The sequence below is a fragment of the Streptomyces sp. NPDC043176 genome (assembly GCF_056436715.1).
Genome location: NZ_JBWKCA010000015.1, coordinates 172,510 through 190,206 on the forward strand (window position 1 = coordinate 172,510; position 17,697 = coordinate 190,206).

Here is a 17,697-nt window from a genome sequence, read left to right on the forward strand (position 1 = left end):
CGGCGCCTTCGGGGGCGCGCTCGGGAGGGTCAGGCGTACTGGGCGACGAGGCTGCGCGGGCGGATGTCCGTCCAGTTCACGGTGATGAATTCCAGGGCTTCGCCCCGCTCGCCGGGGCCCCAGACGCTGGTCCAACCGGCCGGGACGGTGGCGAAGGACGGCCACAGGGCGTGCTGGCCCTCGTCGTTGACGACGACGTGGAAGGTGCCCTCGGCGTTGTCGAACGGGTTGATGGAATCGCTCATGACTGGGTCCTCATTTCCTTCTTATGGAGGGCGGAGAGCTTCTCCGCGAGAATTCTTCCGATGTGTGCGAGTGGTTCCGGTTCGGCCATCTGGAGATGTCCGCATTCGATGGTGTGGTTTTCGATGATTCCTTCGGTGAAGGGAATCCAGGTGGCGGCGAGGGTGCCTTCCGGCTCGGCCGGCCTGCGGGCGGTGAAGAACAGGAGGTCGGTGTCGGCGACGCCGGGGACGTGCCGGGCCATGAGGTCGGCGTGGGTCTCGGAGGCGCGGAGCACGGCGCGGAGTTCGGAGGCGGTGAAGCCGGCGAGGACGGGATCCTCGCGGCGGATCCGCTCCATCGCCTCGGCGAGGTCGGCGGGCGGCTCGGCGGCGGCGCGCTCCTCGGGCGGCAGCACGGAGACGCTGCCGGGTCCGGTCTGGTGGACGTCCATGAGCGCGAGGAGTTCGACCCGCTCCCCCGCCTCCCGGAGCCGTACGGCGACGCTGTGCGCGACGAGGCCGCCGAAGGACCAGCCGAGCAGTCGGTAGGGGCCCCAGGGCTGGATGCGGCGGATCCGTTCCAGGTAGGCGTCGGCCATCTCCTCGACGCTGCCGGGCCGGTGGCCGGGGTCGCCGAGGGAGCGGGCCTGGAGGGCGTAGAGCGGCTGGTCGTCGCCGAGGTGGCGGGCGAGGCCGGCGTAGGCCCAGCCGACGCCGGTGCCGGGGTGGACGCAGAAGAGCGGGTGGCGGGTGCCCCGGGTGCTGAGCGGGAGCAGCATTCCGAGGGCGGAGGCGTCGCCGCCGGCGCCCGGGTCCTCGTGCGCGTCGAGGAGGCCGGCCGGGGTGGGCGAGCGGAAGAGGTCGCGGACCGTGCGCTCGACGCCGAGGACGCCGCGCATCCGGTTGACGAGGCGGACGCCGAGCAGGGAGTGCCCGCCGAGGGTGAAGAAGTTGTCGTCGATGCCGACTTCGGGGACGTCGAGGATCTCGGCGAAGAGCGCGCAGAGGACCTCCTCGCGGGCGTTGCGCGGAGCGCGGCCGCCGGGGTCGGCGGCGGGCCGGTGCGGGGCGGGCAGGGCGGCCCGGTCGGGCTTGCCGTTGACGGTGAGCGGCAGGGCGTCGAGGACGACGACCGCCGACGGCACCAGGTGTTCGGGGAGCAGGGCGCGGGCCTCGGCGAGGAGTTCGGTCTCGGTGACGGCGTCGCCCGCGCGGGGGACCACGTATCCGACGAGGCTCTTGTCGCCGGGCCGGTCCTCGCGGACGACGGCGAGGGCCTGGCCGACCGCGGGGTGGGCGGCGAGGACCCGCTCGACCTCGCCGGGCTCGATGCGCACGCCCCGGAGCTTGATCTGTCCGTCGGCCCGTCCGAGGAAGCGGAGTTCGCCGTCGGGCGTCCACAGCACGCGGTCGCCGGTGCGGTACATGCGGCTGCCGTCGCCCTCGAAGGGGTCGGGGACGAACCGTTCGGCGGTGAGGCCGGGGCGTCCGACGTAGCCGCGCGCGACGTGTCCGCCCGCGACGTACAGCTCGCCGGGCACGCCGGGCGGGACGGGCCGGAGGTGCTCGTCGAGGACGTGGCTGCGGGTGTTGTCCATGGGTCGCCCGAGGTGGAGTCCGACTCCGGTGAGGACGCGCCGCTCGCCGGGCTTCGTGGTGAACCACTGGTTGTGGGAGGCGAAGGTGGTCTCGGTGGGGCCGTAGGAGTGCACGAGGAGCGTGTCCGGGCAGTGCGTGAGGACCCGCTGGACGGCGGCCGGCGAGGCCACGTCGCCGCCGGTCCACACCTCGCGCAGGAGGCGGAGGGTGTCGAGTCCCTCGTCGGCCATGACGTGGAAGAGGCCGACGGTGAAGTACGCGGTGGTGACGCCGTGGCGGCGGACGGCGCGGGCGGTCTCGTCGAGGTCGGTGCCGTCGCCGGTGAGCAGGACGAGGGTGCCGCCGCCGAGGAGCGGGGCCCAGATCTCGAAGACGGAGGCGTCGAAGCCGGTCGCGGAGTGGACGAGCATGCGCCGGTCCGGGCCGAGGGAGAGGTCGCGGTCGGCGGCCAGTTCGACGACGTTGCGGTGGGTCACGCCGACGCCCTTGGGCCGGCCGGTGGACCCGGAGGTGAACATCACGTACATGAGGTCGTCCTCGGAGGCCGCGGTGTCCGCGGTCTTCGCGCCGCCCTCCGGCACTCCCTGCCCGCCCGCCGCGTCGACGCACAGCACGGGCGTGCCCTCCGGCGGGGTGTGGTCGCGGTCGGTGGCGACGAGGCGGGCCCCGGCGTCCTCCAGCATCAGCCGGATCCGCGCCTCGGGCAGCCGGGGGTCGAGCGGCAGGTAGGCGGCGCCGGTCTTGAGGGCGGCGAGTGCGGTCACGACCAGCGGGACGCCTCGGCCGAGGAGGACGCCGACGGTGTCGCCGCGCCCGACTCCGGCGGCGCGCAGCCGGGCGGCGAGCGCGTCGGCGCGGGCGTCGAGACCGGCGTAGGTGAGGGTCTCGTCGTCGGTGAGGAGGGCGGGCGCGTCGGGGGTGCGGGCGGCGCGGCGGGCGATGAGCCCGTGCACGGTGCCGCGTTCGGGCAGGACGGTGGCGGTGTCGTTGTAGTCGGCGACGAGCCGGAAGCGGTCGGCGTCGGTGAGCAGGGGCAGTTCCCCGACGCGTACGCCGGGGTCGGCGGCGGCGGCGCGCAGGGTCCGCTCCAGGTGGGCGGCGAGCAGGGCGGCGGTGGAGGCGTCGAACAGGTCGGTGGCGTACTCGAGGCCGCCGACGAGACCGGCGGGCCGGCCGTCCGCGTCGCGCCGCTCGCCGAGCGCGAAGGTGAGGTCGAACTTGGTGGTGACGGTGCTCAGGAGTCCGGGCCCGTCCTCGCGGAAGAGGCGCGCGGCGGTGTCCGCACCGGGGACGCCGCGCGTGTAGTCGTGGTGGAGCTGGACGACGATCTGCGCGAGCGGGTGGTGGGCGGTGGTGCGGACGGGGTTGAGGTCCTCGACGACCCGGTCGAAGGGGAGTTCCTGGTGGGCGTACGCGGCCAGGTCGGTGCGCCGGACCCGTTCGAGCAGTTCGGTGAAGGCGGGGTCGCCCGAGGTGTCGGTGCGCAGCACGAGGGTGTTGACGAAGAAGCCGACGAGTCCGCCGAGGAGTTCGTCGTCGCGGCCCGCGGTCATGGTGGCGAGCGGCAGGTCGGTGCCCGCGCCGTGCCGGGTGAGGACGGCGGCGAGGGCGGCCTGGAGGACCATGAAGAGGGTGGCGCCGCTGTCGCGGGCGAGGTTCTCCAGCGCTTCGTGGGTGGCGGCGTCGACGGTGACGGGGGCACGGTCGCCCCGGTGGCTCGCCTCGGCGGGCCGGGGACGGGCGGCGGGCAGTTCGAGGGCGGCGGGGGCTCCGGCGAGGGTGGTGCGCCAGTGGTCGCGGTGGGTGTCGGCCGCGGGGCCGTCGAGGAGGTCGTGCTGCCAGAGGGTGTAGTCGGCGTACTGGAGGGGCAGCGGCTCCCAGCCGGGGGCGCGGCCCTCGGCGCGGGCCCGGTAGGCGCCGGCGAGGTCGGCGAGGAGCGGTCCGGTGGACCAGCCGTCGGCGGCGATGTGGTGGACGAGCAGGACGACCACCTGCCCGTGCCCGTCGGCGACACCGTCCCCGGGGCTGAGGAGCGTGGCCCGCAGCGGGGTCTCCTCGGCGAGGTCGAAGACGTGTCCGGCGGCCTCGGCGACGGCGTCGGCGAGCCGGTCGGCGGGGACGACGCGGTGGTCGAGTGCGGGCCGGACGCCGGTCAGGATCTCCTGGTGGGGTTCGCCGTCGACGGCGCGGTAGCGGGTGCGGAGCACCTCGTGCCGGTCGGAGACGTCGGCGAGGGCGTCGGCGAGCACGGCGGCGTCGAGGGGTTCGGCGGGGTGCAGGACGAGCGGGATGTTGTAGGAGGCGCTGGGGCCTTCGAGGGTGTCGATGAACCAGAGCCTGCGCTGCGCGTAGGAGAGGGGGACGCGGTCGGGCCGGTCGGCGCGCGGGGCGGGCCGGGGCCGGGCGGGGGCGGCCGGGGCTCCGTCGGCCGCCTCCGCGCCTCCGTCGGCGGCGGTGATGCGGCGGGCGAGGGCCTCGGGGGTGGGGGCCAGGAGCAGGTCGCGGACCTGGATGTCGGCGCCGAGGCGGGCGCGGACGCGGTTGGCGAGGCGGACGCCGCTCATGGAGTGCCCGCCGATGGTGAAGAAGCCCTCGTGCGGGCCGACCTGGTCGAGCCCGAGGACCTCGGCGAACATCGCGCGGAGGGTGTCGACGAGCTCGTCGTCGGCGCGCCCGCCGGTCTCGGCGGGCGTCTCGGTGTCGCTCGCGCGGGCACGGCGCTCGTCGAGGGCGCGGCGGTCGTCGGCGGGGACGAGGGTCTCGTCCCGCACCGCGGTGCCGGGGTCGGCGGCAGCGGTGCGCAGGGCGCGTTCGAGGGCGGTGAGGAGGAGCCGGGGCACCTGCTCGTCGGCGAAGACGTCGCGGGCGTACTCCAGGCCGAGCCGGAGTCCGGCGGGGGCCCCGTCGGCGTCGCGGGTGTCGACGCAGGCGGCGGTGAGGTCGAACTTGGTGGTGGCGGGTCCGTCCTCCTCGGCGAACCGGCCGGTGACCGGGCCGAACGGGAAGGAGCCCTGGTCGGGTCCGGTGGCGCGGAGGGTGAGCATCACCTGGAAGAGGGGGTGGACGCCGGGGTGCCGGGGCGGGTTGAGGTGTTCGACGAGCAGGTCGAAGGGGATCCGCTGGTGGGCGAAGGCTCCCAGGTCGGTGTCGCGGACGCGGTCGAGGAGCGTGGTGAAGGCGGGGTCGCCCGAGGTGTCGGTCGGCAGGACGAGGGTGTTGACGAAGAAGCCGACGAGCTCGTCGAGGGCCTCGTCGTCCCGGCCGGCGACGGGGGTGCCGAGGACGGCGGTGTCGCCCGCGCCGGTGGCGCGCAGGGCCAGTCCCAGGGCGGCCTGGAGGACCATGAGGAGGCTGGCGTCGTGCTGTTCGGCGAGGTGGACGAGGCGGGCGTGGACGTCCGCGTCGAGAACGGTCTCCAGCATGGCGCCCGCGTGGTCGCGGACGGCGGGCCGGGGCCGGTCGAGCGGCAGGGAGGTGACCGGGGGCTGTCCGGCGAGGGCGACGCGCCAGTGGGCGAGTCCCCGGGCGAGGACGGAGTCCGGGTCGCCGGCGTCGCCGAGGACGTCGTGCTGCCAGAGCGTGTAGTCGGCGTACTGGACGGGCAGCGGTTCCCACTCGGGGGCACGGCCCCCGGCGCGGGCCGCGTAGGCGCGGGCGAGGTCGGTCATCAGCGGGGTGAGGGACCAGCCGTCGCCGGCCACGTGGTGGAGCAGCACCGCGAGGGTGGCCCCGGAGGTCTCGTCCTCGGGGAGGAACAGGGCGACGCGCAGGGGCAGTTCGCGGGAGAGGTCGAAGGTCTCGGCGGTGAACCGGGCGATCAGGTCCGGGAGTTCCGCCGAGGGGGCTTCGACCGTGCGGAGCCGTACGGCGGTGGGGGCGAGGATGTGCTGGTACGGCTCCTCCTCGGGGGCGAGGAAGACGGTGCGGAGCACCTCGTGCCGTTCGGTGAGGTCGGCGACGGCGGCGGCGAGCGCGGCCCGGTCGGGAGCCGTGTCGAGGTGCAGGACGATCGGCATGTTGTAGGCGCCGGACGGTCCGTCGAGCTGGTCGAGCAGCCACAGGCGCCGCTGGGCGTGCGAGAGCGGGACCCGGTCCTCGGCGGGCAGCGGCTCCTCGTGGACGACGGGCAGCCGGGGGTCGGTGGTCCGCAGCACCTTGCGGTTGATCTTGCCGGAGCTGGTGCGGGGCAGGGCGACGACGACGGAGACGGTGGGGACGGCCGCCGCGGGCATCCGGTCCCGCACGTGGGTGCGCAGTTCCTCGGCACCGGTGCCGCCGTCGGTGACGACGAAGGCGACGAGCCGCTTGACGCCGTCGGAGTCCTGCTGGGCGACGACGGCCGCCTCCCGGACGGCGGGGTGGCCGGCGAGGACGGAGTCGACGGCGGCGGGGTCGATGCGCTGGCCGCCGATCTTCACCTCGTCGTCGAGGCGCCCGTGGTAGAGGATCTGCCGGTCCTCGCCGAGCGTGACGAGATCGCCGGTGCGGTAGGCGCGTTCGCCGTCGAGCTCGGTGAAGCGGCGGGCGTTCAGCTCGGGCCGGTGCAGATAGCCCCGGGTGAGGCCGCCGCCGAGGAGCCACAGCTCGCCGCCGACGATCGCGGCCCGCACGCCGGGCAGCGGGCGCCCGATCGGCACCGGTCCGGCCTCGTGCCGGGTGAGGTCGGCGACGGTGGCGACGACGGTCGTCTCGGTCGGCCCGTACGCGTTGAGGAGCCGTACGGAGTCGCCGACGAGGCCGCGCCACTGGCCGATCCGGTCGGGGAGGGCGGCCTCGCCGTAGATGATGACGGTCCGCAGGCAGTCCGGGAGGCGGACGGAACCGGTGGTGAGGACGTACACCAGCTCGTGCCAGTAGGCGGCGGGCAGGTCGAGCAGGGTGACGCCGTGCCGGGCGCATCCGGCGAGGAGCTCCGCGACGTCGAGCATGTCGTCGGTGCGCAGGACGAGGGTGCCGCCCGCGCCGAGGGTCGCGAAGACCTCCTGGACGCTGGCGTCGAAGTGCAGCGGGCTGAACTGGAGGACGACCGAGTCGGCGTCGATGCCGTAGGCGGGGACGGCGCCGGCGATGAAGTGGGCGAGGGAGTCGTGGGCGACGACGACGCCGTTGGGGACGCCGGTGGAGCCGGACGTGTAGATGACGTACGCGGCGCCCGCGTCGGCGCCGGGTCCGCCGAGGACCAGTTCGCCGTGGCGGGCCACCTCGGACGGGGCGGGCGCGTCCGCGCCGCAGGCGTCGTCGAGGATGGCCGCGTTGCGGGCGTCGGGCGCCTGGACGTCGAGCGGCAGGTAGGCGGCGCCCGTGGCGAGGACCGCGAGCAGGCCGACGATCGCGTCGACGCCGCGCGGCCGGTGCAGGGCGACGAGCCGGCCGGGACCGGCCCCCGCGGCGGCGAGCACGGCGGCCCGCTCGCGGACGGCGGCGCCGAGCTCGGCGTACGTCAGCCGGGCGTCGGCGTGGACGAGGGCGACCGCGTCGGGACGGGTGCGCTCCTGCCCGGCGATCAGGTCGAGCACGGGCGGGGCGGGGGCGGGAGAGGGTCCGCCGTCGAGCAGGTCGTCCGTTCTGCTGGGGGCCATGCTGGCTTCCTCCGGTGACTGGGGCCGAGAGACCGGGGCGAACGGTTCCTCTCGCCTCCGTGCCGTCCACGCTAGGTGCGCCCGGTGCGCCCCCGGGGCAGTAGACGCGGCAGCTCCGGGCGGCAGAAGTGCCGCCCGGAGCTGCCGGTGCGCGGGGATGCCACGGGGTGGGTGGACCCCGGTGTCGCCGGGCCTCGTGGGCCCGGGAGGAGTGAGCGGCCTGGTGCGGCCGGGGGGGTGGGCGGGGGGGGTGGGCGGGGCGGGGGCCTCGTGGGCTCCGGAAGGGTGGGGTGGCTTGGTACGGCCGGGGGCGATGGGCCTCGTGGGCCCCGGGTCAGCGGCCCTGGCGGCTGCCGGCTCGGGTGCGGCGCTTGAGGGCGGGGGCGGCCGGGGCGGGTCGCCCCGGGGTCGGCACGGGGGGCTTGGGGGACGTGGGGTCCTTCGGGTCCGGGCGGGACGGGGTCGCGTCGGAGGCGGTGGCGGCGAGGCGGCGGGCGAGGGAGGCGGCGGTGGGGTTGCGGAAGACGTCCCTGAGGGTGAGGTCCTGCCCGAACTCGCCGCGGATGCGGTTGAGGAGGCGGACCGCGAGGAGCGAGTGGCCGCCGTTCTTGAAGAAGTTGTCGTGGCTGCCGAGGGGCCGCCCGCCGAGCACGTCGCGGAAGAGCCCGAGCAGTCTCTCCTCCCGCGCCGTGGTGGAGGCGTCCGCCTCGGGGGCGGCCTGCGGTACGGCGGCCGCCGGGCCCTCGGCGCCGGATGCCGGGCGCGCGGAGGACGGGTGGCCGGCGATCTCGATCCGGGCCGGCGCGAGGTACTCGGGCAGCCGCTCGGCGGCCCAGTCGCGCAGTTCCTCCCCGCCGGCCCGCGCACCGGCGGCCCGGGTGACGGTGGCGTACAGGCGGTCGTCGCGGACCTCCACGACCGCGCCGGTCACGGCCGGGTGGCCGAGGAGGACGTCCTCCACGCGGCCGGGCTCGACGGGATATCCGGCGACGGTGAGGGTGGCGACCGCACGGAGGGTGCCGTCGGCGGTGGCGTACGCCCTCCGGCCGGTGGCTCGCAGCCCCCCGCCGGGGATCGGCTCGTACACCTCGCCCGGCACCCGCGCCGGCGCCCGGCGGCCGCGTTCGTCGAGGACGGTCCCGGCAGCGAGCGGCGCGGGCGCGGCGTGCTCCGGTGCGGCGTACTCCGGTGCGGACAGCGTGAGTCCGGGGTCGGCGGCGAAGGCGTCGAGCGTCTCGACGAGGCGCCGGGCCAGGAGCCGGGCGGTCTCCTCGTCGTAGAGGGCGGTGGCGTACTCCAGGGCGCCGGCGAGGCCGGTGGGCGTGCCGTCGGCGTCGGTGCGCTCGGTCAGCGCGAAGGTGAGGTCGCTCTTGGCTCCGGTCCCCCGGAAGCCGACCGGCTCGCCTTCGAGCGCCGACGGCTCGGCCGCACCCGGCGCCCCTGACGGCGCTGCCGGGGTGGCGGCGTGGACCTGGAGCATGACCTGCACGAGCGGTGCGTGCGCGGCGGACCGCTGCGGGCTCAGGTCCTCGACGAGCCGGTCGAAGGGCAGGTCCTGGTTGCCGTAGGCGGCGAGACCGGCCTCGCGGACCCGCCGGACCAGCTCGGCGAAGGCGGGGTCGCCCGAGGTGTCGGTGCGCAGCACCAGCGTGTTGACGAAGAAGCCGACGAGCGGGTGGAGGGCGTCGTCGGCGCGTCCGGCGACGGTGGTGCCGAGGGCCACGTCGGTCCCGGCGCCGTGGCGGCCGAGGAGCACGGCGAGGGCGGCCTGGACCACCATGAAGAGGGTGGCGCCCTGGGCGCGGGCGCAGCGGAGCAGGGCCCGGTGGGTGGCGGCGGAGACCTCGAAGCCGGTGAGGGCTCCGGCGCCGTCGCTCTCCAGGGGGCGGGGGCGGTCGGTGGGGAGCGCGATGAGCGGCGGCAGTCCGGCGAGGGCGGTGCGCCAGTGGGCGAGCTGCGCCTCGGCGAGGCCGTGTGCGCCGTCGAGGAGTTCGTGCTGCCAGAGGGTGTAGTCGGTGTACTGGACGGGCAGCGGTTCCCACCGCGGCGCCCGGCCCTCGGCGCGGGCACGGTAGGCGGTGTCGAGGTCGGCGAGCAGGCAGGGCGTGGACCATCCGTCGCCGGCGATGTGGTGGGTCAGCAGCACCAGGGTCTGCTGCCCGTCGTCGCCGGTGACGAGCGTGGCGCGGAAGGGGAGTTCGCCGGCGAGGTCGAAGACGTGCCCGACGGCGCTGTCGACGGCCGACCGGACCTCCGTCTCACCGGTGGCCAGGATCCGGTCGAGTACGGGGCGGGCGTCGTCGAGCACCAGCTGGTACGGCTCTCCGTCCGCCACCCGGTAGACGGTGCGGAGCACCTCGTGGCGGGCGGCGACGTCGGCGAGGGCGGCGGCGAGCCGGGTGGGCTCGACGGGGCGCCGCAGCCGGGTGACGACGGGAATGTTGTAGGTGGCGGAGGGGCCTTCGAGCCGGTTCACGAACCACAGGCGGCGCTGGGCGTAGGAGAGCGGGATCCGGGCGGGGCGCAGGGCTTCCGGTACGGGGCGGAGTGCGGGCCGGGCGGGACCGCCGCCCCGCTCGTCGAGCCGGCGCAGCAGCTGCCCCGGGGTCGGTGCGAGGAACACGTCCTTGATCGCGGCCTGGAGCCCGAGGGCTCCGCGGATTCGGTTGGACAGCTTGCCCGCGAGCAGTGAATGTCCGCCCAGCTTGAAGAAGTTGTCCCCCGCCGACACCTCGTCCCGTCCCAGGACCTCGGCGAACAGACCGCGCAGGATCTCCTCCCGGGGGTCGGCGGTCGCCGTCCCGGTGCCGCTGCCCCGCTGCCGGTCGCCCGTCGGGGGCGCGGTCGCGGCCGTCCGGGCGAGGGCCTCGTGGCGGGCGTCGAGGGCCAGCCGCTCCTCGTCGGTCGCCCACGGCACCGCGCTCAGCGGCGTGTCGCCGTCCTCGCGGGCGAAGGCGGCGAGGGCGCGGTGGAAGAGCCCGAGCAGGAGCCGGGCGGTGGCCTCGTCGTAGAGGTCGGTGGCGTACTGGAGCCCAACGAGCAGCGGTCCGGCCTCGCCGTCGGCCTCCTGGGTGCCGGTGCAGTGGAAGGCGAGGTCGAACTTGGCGCTGCCGAGGTCGGCGCCGTCGAGCGTGCCCGGTATCCGGCCGAGGGTGACCGCGCTGTCGCCTTCGACGTCCTGGGCGCTGACCATGACCTGGAAGAAGGGGTGGCGGCCGAGGGAGCGCTCGGGGTTGAGGTCCTCCACGAGGAGGTCGAAGGGCAGGTCGTCGTGGGCGAAGGCGGCGAGGTCGGCGTCCCGGACCCGGCGGACCAGCTCGGCGAGGGTGGGGTCACCGGACAGGTCGGTGCGCAGGGCGAGCGTGTTGACGAAGAAGCCGACGAGGTCGTGGAGTGCTTCTTCCGACCGTCCGGCGACGGGGGTGCCGACGACGAGGTCGGATCCGGCTCCGGCGGCCCGCAGGGCGAGCGCCAGCGCGGCCCGCACGACCATGAAGAAGGTGGCCCGCTGCTCCTTGGCGACACCGACCAGCGCCCGGTGGGCCGCCGGGTCGAGCTCGGCCGTGACGACGGCGCCCCGGTTGCTCGGCTCGGTGGGCCTGGGCCGGTCGGCGGGAAGCCGGGTCTCGCCGGGGATGCCGTCCAGCGCCTTCCGCCAGTACGCCAACTGCGGTGCTTTGAGGCCGTGTGCGCCGTCGAGCAGCTCGCGCTGCCAGAGGGTGTAGTCGGTGTACTGGACGGGCAGCGGCTCCCACCGTGGCGCCCGGCCCTCGGCGCGGGCGGTGTAGGCGGTGTCGAGGTCGCCGAGGAGGCCGGCGATCGACCATCCGTCGGTGGCGATGTGGTGGACCGAGAGCACGAGGACGGTGCCGTCCGCGCCTTCGCCGGCGCTCTCGAAGAGGCTGACGCGCAGGGGAAGTTCGCGGGTGATGTCGATCGGGGTCCGCGCGAACTCGGTCACCCGGGCGTCGACCTCGCCGGCCGCCAGGACGACGACCTCCACCGGCACCACCGGATCCGCCACGATCTCCTGGTACGGCTCCCCGTCTACCGCCGGGTACACCGTCCGCAGCACCTCGTGCCGCTCCACCACGTCCCGCAGCGCCGCCTCGACCACCGAGACCACGAGCCGCCCGGAGAGCCGGAGGACCACCGGGGCGTTGTAGGCCGCCGAGGAGCCCTCCAGACGGTTCAGGAACCACAGCCGACGCTGGGCATAGGAGAGCGGGATCCGGGCGGGACGCTCCTCTTCCGGTACGGGGCGGAGCGCCGGCCTGGCAGGGCCGGCGATCCGCTCGCTGATCCGGCGCAGCAGCTGCCCCGGGGTCGGCGCGAGGAACACGTCCTTGATCGCGGCCTGGAGCCCGAGGGCTCCGCGGATCCGGTTGGACAGCTTGCCCGCGAGCAGCGAATGTCCGCCCAGCTTGAAGAAGTTGTCCCCCGCCGACACCTCGTCCCGGCCCAGGACCTCGGCGAACAGACCGCGCAGGATCTCCACCCGGGGGTCGGCGGCCCGGGGACCGGCGTTTCCCGCCCGGCCGCCGTCGCCCCGCAGCCGGCGGGCCTCGGCCTCCGCCCTGGCCCGCTCCGCCGTGGCGGCGTCGGCGAGGGCCCGGTGGCGGCGGTCGAGCCCGGTGCGCTCGTCCTCCGTCGGCAGGGCGATCTCGCTGAGCCGGGTGTGCTCCGGCCGTTCGGCGAGCGTGGTGAGCGCCCGGCCGAAGAGGCCGAGGAGGAGGTGGGCGGTGGGCTCGTCGTACCGCTCGGTGGCGTACTGGAGCACGAGCGTGAGGCCCTCGGGTTCCCCGGCGGCGTCGCTGCGCTCCAGGCAGTGGAAGCTGAGGTCGAACTTGGCGGTGGCCAGGTCGGCTTCCACGAGGGTGGCGGGGATGCCGCCGAGTCGCAGGTCCTTCTTCTGCTGGGCCTGGGCGCTGACCATGACCTGGAAGAAGGGGTGACGGCCGAGGGAGCGCTCGGGGTTGAGGTCCTCCACGAGCAGGTCGAAGGGCAGGTCGTCGTGGGCGAAGGCGGCGAGGTCGGCGTCCCGGACCCGGCGGACCAGCTCGGCGAGGGTGGGGTCACCGGACAGGTCGGTGCGCAGGGCGAGCGTGTTGACGAAGAAGCCGACCAGCTCGTGCAGGTCCTCCTCGGGGCGGCCCGCCACCGGCGTCCCCACGACGAGGTCGGATCCGGCTCCGGCGGCCCGAAGGGCGAGCGCCAGCGCGGCCCGCACGACCATGAAGAAGGTGGCCCGCTGCTCCTTGGCGACACCGGCCAGCGCCCGGTGCACCCCGGCGTCGAGCTCGGCCGTCACCGCGGCGCCCTCGTGGCCGGGTTCGGCGGTGCGGGGGCGGTCGGCGGGAAGCCGGGTCTCGTCGGGAATGCCCGCCAGCGCGTCGCGCCAGTGGGCGAGCTGCTCGTGGGCGGTGCTCTCGGGGTCGGCGGGGTCGCCGAGCATGTCGTGCTGCCAGAGGGCGTAGTCGGCGTACTGGACCGGCAGCGGCTCCCACCGCGGCGCCCGGCCCTCGGCGCGGGCCGTGCAGGCGGTGTCGAGGTCGCGCAGGAGGCAGCCCACGGACCATCCGTCGGTGGCGATGTGGTGCACGGACAGCACCAGGACGGCGCTTCCGTCGCCCGCCGCGCTGCCGGCGTCGCCGAGCATCTCGCCCACGGTGCCGCCGCCGGTGTCGCCGTCCACCTCGAAGAGGCGGACGCACAGGGGAAGTTCGCGGGTGATGTCGATCGGGGTCCGCGCGAACTCGGTCACCCGGGCGTCGACCTCGCCGGCCGCCAGGACGACGACCTCCACCGGCACCACCGGATCCGCCACGATCTCCTGGTACGGCTCCCCGTCCACCGCCGGGTACACCGTCCGCAGCACCTCGTGCCGCTCCACCACGTCCCGCAGCGCCGCCTCGACCACCGAGACCACGAGCCGCCCGGAGAGCCGGAGGACCACCGGGGCGTTGTAGGCCGCCGAAGAGCCCTCCAGACGGTTCAGGAACCACAGCCGACGCTGGGCATAGGACAGGGGGATCACGGTTGCTGCTCCTCGTGGACGGCGGAACGGGTGGGATGGGCCGGTGGTGGAGGGCGGGGCGCGCCGGTCGAGCCGGCGATCAGGCGTCCCGCGCGGCCGTCAGTTCCTCGATGCGGGCGGCGAGGTCCCGCAGCCGCGGGTTGGCGTAGACGGCCTTGACCGGCAGGGCGACGGAGAGTTCGGCGCGGACCCGGGAGACCAGCTTGATGGCGAGCAGGGAGTGGCCGCCGAGCTTGAAGAAGTTGTCGTCGGGGCCGATGGACGCGGCACCCAGGACCTCCTTCCACACGCGGCCGATGAGCTCCTCGGCACGGCCTTCCAGGCCCGTGTCCGGGGCGGTGCCCTCCGGTGTTCCGGGGGCCGCCTCGACGCGCGTCGGCAGGACGGAGCGGTCCAGCTTGCCGCTGGGGGTGGTGGCGAAGCGTTCCACCGGGACGAAGGCCGCGGGCAGCATGTACGCGGGGAGGGTGGCCGCGAGGCCGGCGCGGAGGGCCTCGGGGTCGCCGCCGCGGTGGTAGGCGATCAGGGCGGGGCTGCCGGAGGCGTCCTCGCCGAGGACGACGGCGGCTTCGGCGACACCGGCCTGGCGGGTGAGGGCCGTCTCGATCTCGGGGAGTTCGATGCGGTGGCCGCGCAGCTTGATCTGGCCGTCGGCGCGGCCGAGGTAGACGAGCCGGCCGTCCGGGAGGAGGCGGCAGCGGTCGCCCGTGCGGTACATGCGGTCGCCGTGGGCCGCGTCGGCGGCGGGGTCGGCGAGGAAGCGCTCGGCGGTGAGCACGGGCCGGTTGCGGTAGCCGCGGGCCACGCGCGGTCCGGCGAGGTACAGCTCGCCGGCCTCGCCCGCCGCGACCGGGGTCAGCTTCTCGTCGAGGAGGCGCATCCGCAGGCCGGGCAGGACGGCGCCGATGTGCGCCTCGCCGGGCCGGTCGATCCAGCCGGCGGTGGCGTCGACGGTGGTCTCGGTCGGGCCGTACACGTTGAGGGCGCGCAGCAGGCCGGAGGCGTGGGCGGCGGCCAGGCGGTCCCACAGGGCCGGGCTGATGGCCTCGCCGCCGACGAGCAGGGTCAGCGGGCGGGGGCCGCCGTCGGGGGTGATCAGGTCGAGCAGCGGGTCGGCGTGGGAGGGGGTGATGTCGAGGTCGGTGAGGCCCTGCGCGTCGATGAAGGCGGCCAGGAGGGACGGGTCGCGGCGGGTCTCCTCGTCGATCATGACCAGGGTGTCGCCCCGGCAGAGCCGTACCCACTGCTGCACGGAGGCGTCGAAGGACGGGGAGGCGTTCCAGCCGACGCGGCGGGCCTCGCCGGTGGCGGCGCCGACGCCCTCCAGCTCAGCGAGGAGCAGCGAGGCGGCGCCCCGGCCGATCTCGACGCCCTTGGGGCGGCCGGTGGAGCCGGAGGTGTAGATGACGTAGGCCAGGGTGTCGGCGGTCACCGGCGCCGGCAGATAGGGGGCGTCCGCGGCGGGGTTCGCCGTCAGGTCGGCGAGGGTGACGGTGCGGGCGCCCGGCGCCGGGGACTCGCCCGGGGCGTCGAGGACCACCAGGTCGGCGCCGGAGTCCTCCAGGAGGTAGCGGCGGCGGTCGGCCGGGAGCGCCGGATCGACCGGCAGGTAGGCGGCGCCCGCGGTGAGCGTGCCGACGAGGGCGGTGACGAGCCCGGCGCCGCGCGGCAGGCAGAGCGCGACGACGCTCTCGGGTCCGGCGCCGAGGGCGGTGAGGCGGGCGGCGACGGCTGCGGCCTCGGCGCGCAGCTCGTCGAAGGTGAGGCTGCGGTCGGCGGCGACCACCGCCGTGCGGCCGCCGGGGGCGGTGGCGAGCCGGGCGAGGAGGTCGGCGTGGCCGGTGCCCGTGGCGCAGGCGGCGCAGGAGCAGTCGGCGGGTCCGGCGGCCGGGGCGGGCGTCGTGGCGGCGGAGCCCGCGGCGGCGGTGACGGGCTCGGGGAGGACGGCGGTCATGGCGGGGCTCACATTCCGTACGGGGTGGCGGAGGGGGCGACGGTCGGGGCGCAGTCGGCGAGCGGCACCGGCTCGCCCATGGCGACGAGGATCTTGCGGGCGCCGGTGTACGCCTCACGGCCGTGCGCGCAGAGGATGTTGTCGACGAGCATCAGGTCGCCGTCCTGCCAGGTCTCGCGGACGGTGACGGCCTGGTAGGCGTCGTTGATGGCGTCGACCTCGGCGTCGGTCAGGGCGGTGCCGTCACCGAGGCGGGTGTCGAAGGGGAGGCCGTCGGCGCCGAAGGTCTCGGTGAGGACCTCGCGGACGTCCTCGTCGAGGCTGCGGGCGTTCCAGAAGGCGAAGTGGTTGAACCAGACGCGCTCGCCGGTCACCGGGTGGGTGATGACGGCGGAGCGGAGCTGGCGGGTGCGCAGGGTGTCCTCGTCGAGCCACTCGTAGCCGATGGCGTGCTCGTCGCAGTACTCCTCGGCACCGGCCGGCTCCTCCGAGGAGAAGGCCTTGCGCCAGGGCATGCCCGCGAGGTCGGAGTAGTTGCGGACGAGGAGCCAGCCGGCCTCTGCGAAGCGGGCGACGAGCTCAGCCGGGAGGAGGTCGAGGGCGCGCCGCATGTCGCCGACGGTGGTGGCGCCGCCCGTCTCGGGGGCGGTGACGCAGCCGAAGAGCAGGACGCCCGGGAAGTCCAGGGTGTAGCTGTTCTCGTTGTGCAGGCGGATCGGCTGGATCGCCGGCAGATCGGTGGAGGAGAAGACGCCCTCGCCGAAGTCGGTGCGCGGGGTGGCCTTCTCCTTGTAGCCGGCGCGGGTGGCGATCAGCGCGTCACGGGCCTCGGCGAAGCTCGCCGCGTCGGTGACCGGGAGGCCGCGGAGCATGACGGCGCCGGAGCGGTGCAGTTCGGCCTGGATGTCGGCGCGCCGGGCGGTGAGCCAGGCGGTGGCCTCGGCCATCGTCCCGTGGCGGGGCACCTGGACGACGGCGGGCTTGCCGGGCTCGCGGACGACGGTGATGCCGTCCGTGGCGGTGGCCGGGTTCGGGGCGAAGGTGGTCATGGCGGGTTCCTCTGCTTCACGGGTGCGTACGGGTGTGGACGTACGGGCGGCGCGGGGTGCGCACGGGCGGCGCGGGTACGGGCGGGTGCGGACGTAGGGGCGGCGCGGGCCGCGTACGGGTGCGCACCTACGGACCGAGGCGCGGACGTACAGGCAGCGCGGGGTACGGGAGTTCCCGGCGGGGTCAGGCGGCGGTGGCGGGCGCGCCCTGGAGGGACCGCAGGGCCGGGTTGAGGCGGGCGAAGAAGCCGGGCAGGTCCTGCTGGAAGTAGAAGTGGTCGCCGGGCAGCACCACGGGGACGACGTCGTTCCCGGCGACGTGCGACCAGCCGTCGAGCAGGTCGACCGGCACGATCGGGTCGGCGTCGCCGCCGAAGACGGCCACCGGGCAGGCGAGCCGCACGTCGGGGGCGGTGCACCGGTAGGCGTCGTCGATGGCGAAGTCGGCGCGGATGGACGGCAGGACGATCTCGCGGAGCTCGGGGTCGTCGAGGATGCCGTCGTCGGTGCCGCCGCGCTCCTTGATGGAGGCGACCAGCTCGTCGTCGTCGAGCCGCTCGGGGTGGACGGGGGCCTGGTTGGGCAGGACGGGCGCCCGGCAGGCGGAGGCGACGAGGCCGAGCGGGGTGCTGCCGGCGGCCTGGAGCGCCCGGACCACCTCGAAGGCGACGAGCGAGCCCATGCTGTGGCCGAGGACGACCAGCGGGCCGGTGTCTCCGGGGAGGGCGTCCACGACGGGGAGGGCGAGGTCGTCGACGGAGCCGGGGAGGTCCTCGCAGTAGCGGGCACCGCGGCCCGGGTACTGGCCGATGAGCAGCCGGACGTCGGCCGGGAGGTGCTCGCGCCAGACGCTGTAGGCATGGGCGTTGCCGCCGGCGTGGGGCAGGACCAGCAGGGACATGCGGTGCGGGGCGTCGCCCGGCAGGTCCCAGACGACGTCCTCGGGCGCGGGGGTGAAGTCGGAGGTGGAGTGGGTGCTCATGAGCTGATCCGATCCGTTTCGTTGCGGCGGCGGAGGGCGGGACGCGCCTTCCGGGCCGGAGCGGTCCTGAGGGCTTCGATGTGCGCGGCGAGCCGGGCCGGGGTGGGGTGCTGGAAGACGTCGCGGACGGTGAGTCGCACGTCCAGGGCGCCGGCGATGTGGTTGGTGAGGCGGGCTCCGAGGAGGGAGTGGCCGCCGTGGTGGAAGAAGTCGTCGTCGATGGTGAGGGCGGTGTCGGTGTCGAGGGTGCGGGTGAAGAGGTCGAGGACGGTC

At 75.4% G+C, this 17,697-nt stretch carries 7 protein-coding genes; all 7 read right to left on the reverse strand.

All coding sequences use genetic code 11. From position 1 onward, the window contains the following. Positions 1-29: 29 nt before the first annotated feature. Positions 30-245 (reverse strand): MbtH family protein, encoded by a 216-nt coding sequence (locus AC067A_RS24425; protein WP_479244603.1) that lies wholly within the window; start codon positions 243-245, stop codon positions 30-32. Continuing rightward, entirely contained in the window at positions 242-7,402 is a 7,161-nt protein-coding gene (locus AC067A_RS24430; RefSeq protein ID WP_479244604.1) for an amino acid adenylation domain-containing protein, read from the reverse strand. Before AC067A_RS24430 ends, AC067A_RS24425 begins: the two co-directional genes overlap by 4 nt. A gap of 334 nt (positions 7,403-7,736) precedes the next feature. Beyond that, positions 7,737-13,439, reverse strand: coding sequence for a condensation domain-containing protein (locus tag AC067A_RS24435; protein ID WP_479244605.1), 5,703 nt, complete (start codon positions 13,437-13,439; stop codon positions 7,737-7,739). A gap of 79 nt (positions 13,440-13,518) precedes the next feature. Continuing rightward, positions 13,519-15,393: a non-ribosomal peptide synthetase gene (locus AC067A_RS24440; RefSeq protein ID WP_479244606.1), complete on the reverse strand. Its 1,875-nt coding sequence runs from the start codon at positions 15,391-15,393 to the stop codon at positions 13,519-13,521. A gap of 8 nt (positions 15,394-15,401) precedes the next feature. Continuing rightward, on the reverse strand, positions 15,402-16,442 hold the full coding sequence (locus tag AC067A_RS24445; protein ID WP_479244607.1) for a TauD/TfdA family dioxygenase: 1,041 nt from the start codon (positions 16,440-16,442) through the stop codon (positions 15,402-15,404). A 184-nt stretch (positions 16,443-16,626) separates the two neighbouring features. After that, complete coding sequence (locus AC067A_RS24450; protein ID WP_479244608.1) at positions 16,627-17,424, reverse strand: thioesterase II family protein; 798 nt, start codon at positions 17,422-17,424, stop codon at positions 16,627-16,629. After that, the coding region (locus tag AC067A_RS24455) for an acyl carrier protein (protein WP_479244609.1) at positions 17,421-17,697 on the reverse strand (277 nt) is incomplete at its 5' end. The genes AC067A_RS24450 and AC067A_RS24455, both read right to left, overlap by 4 nt.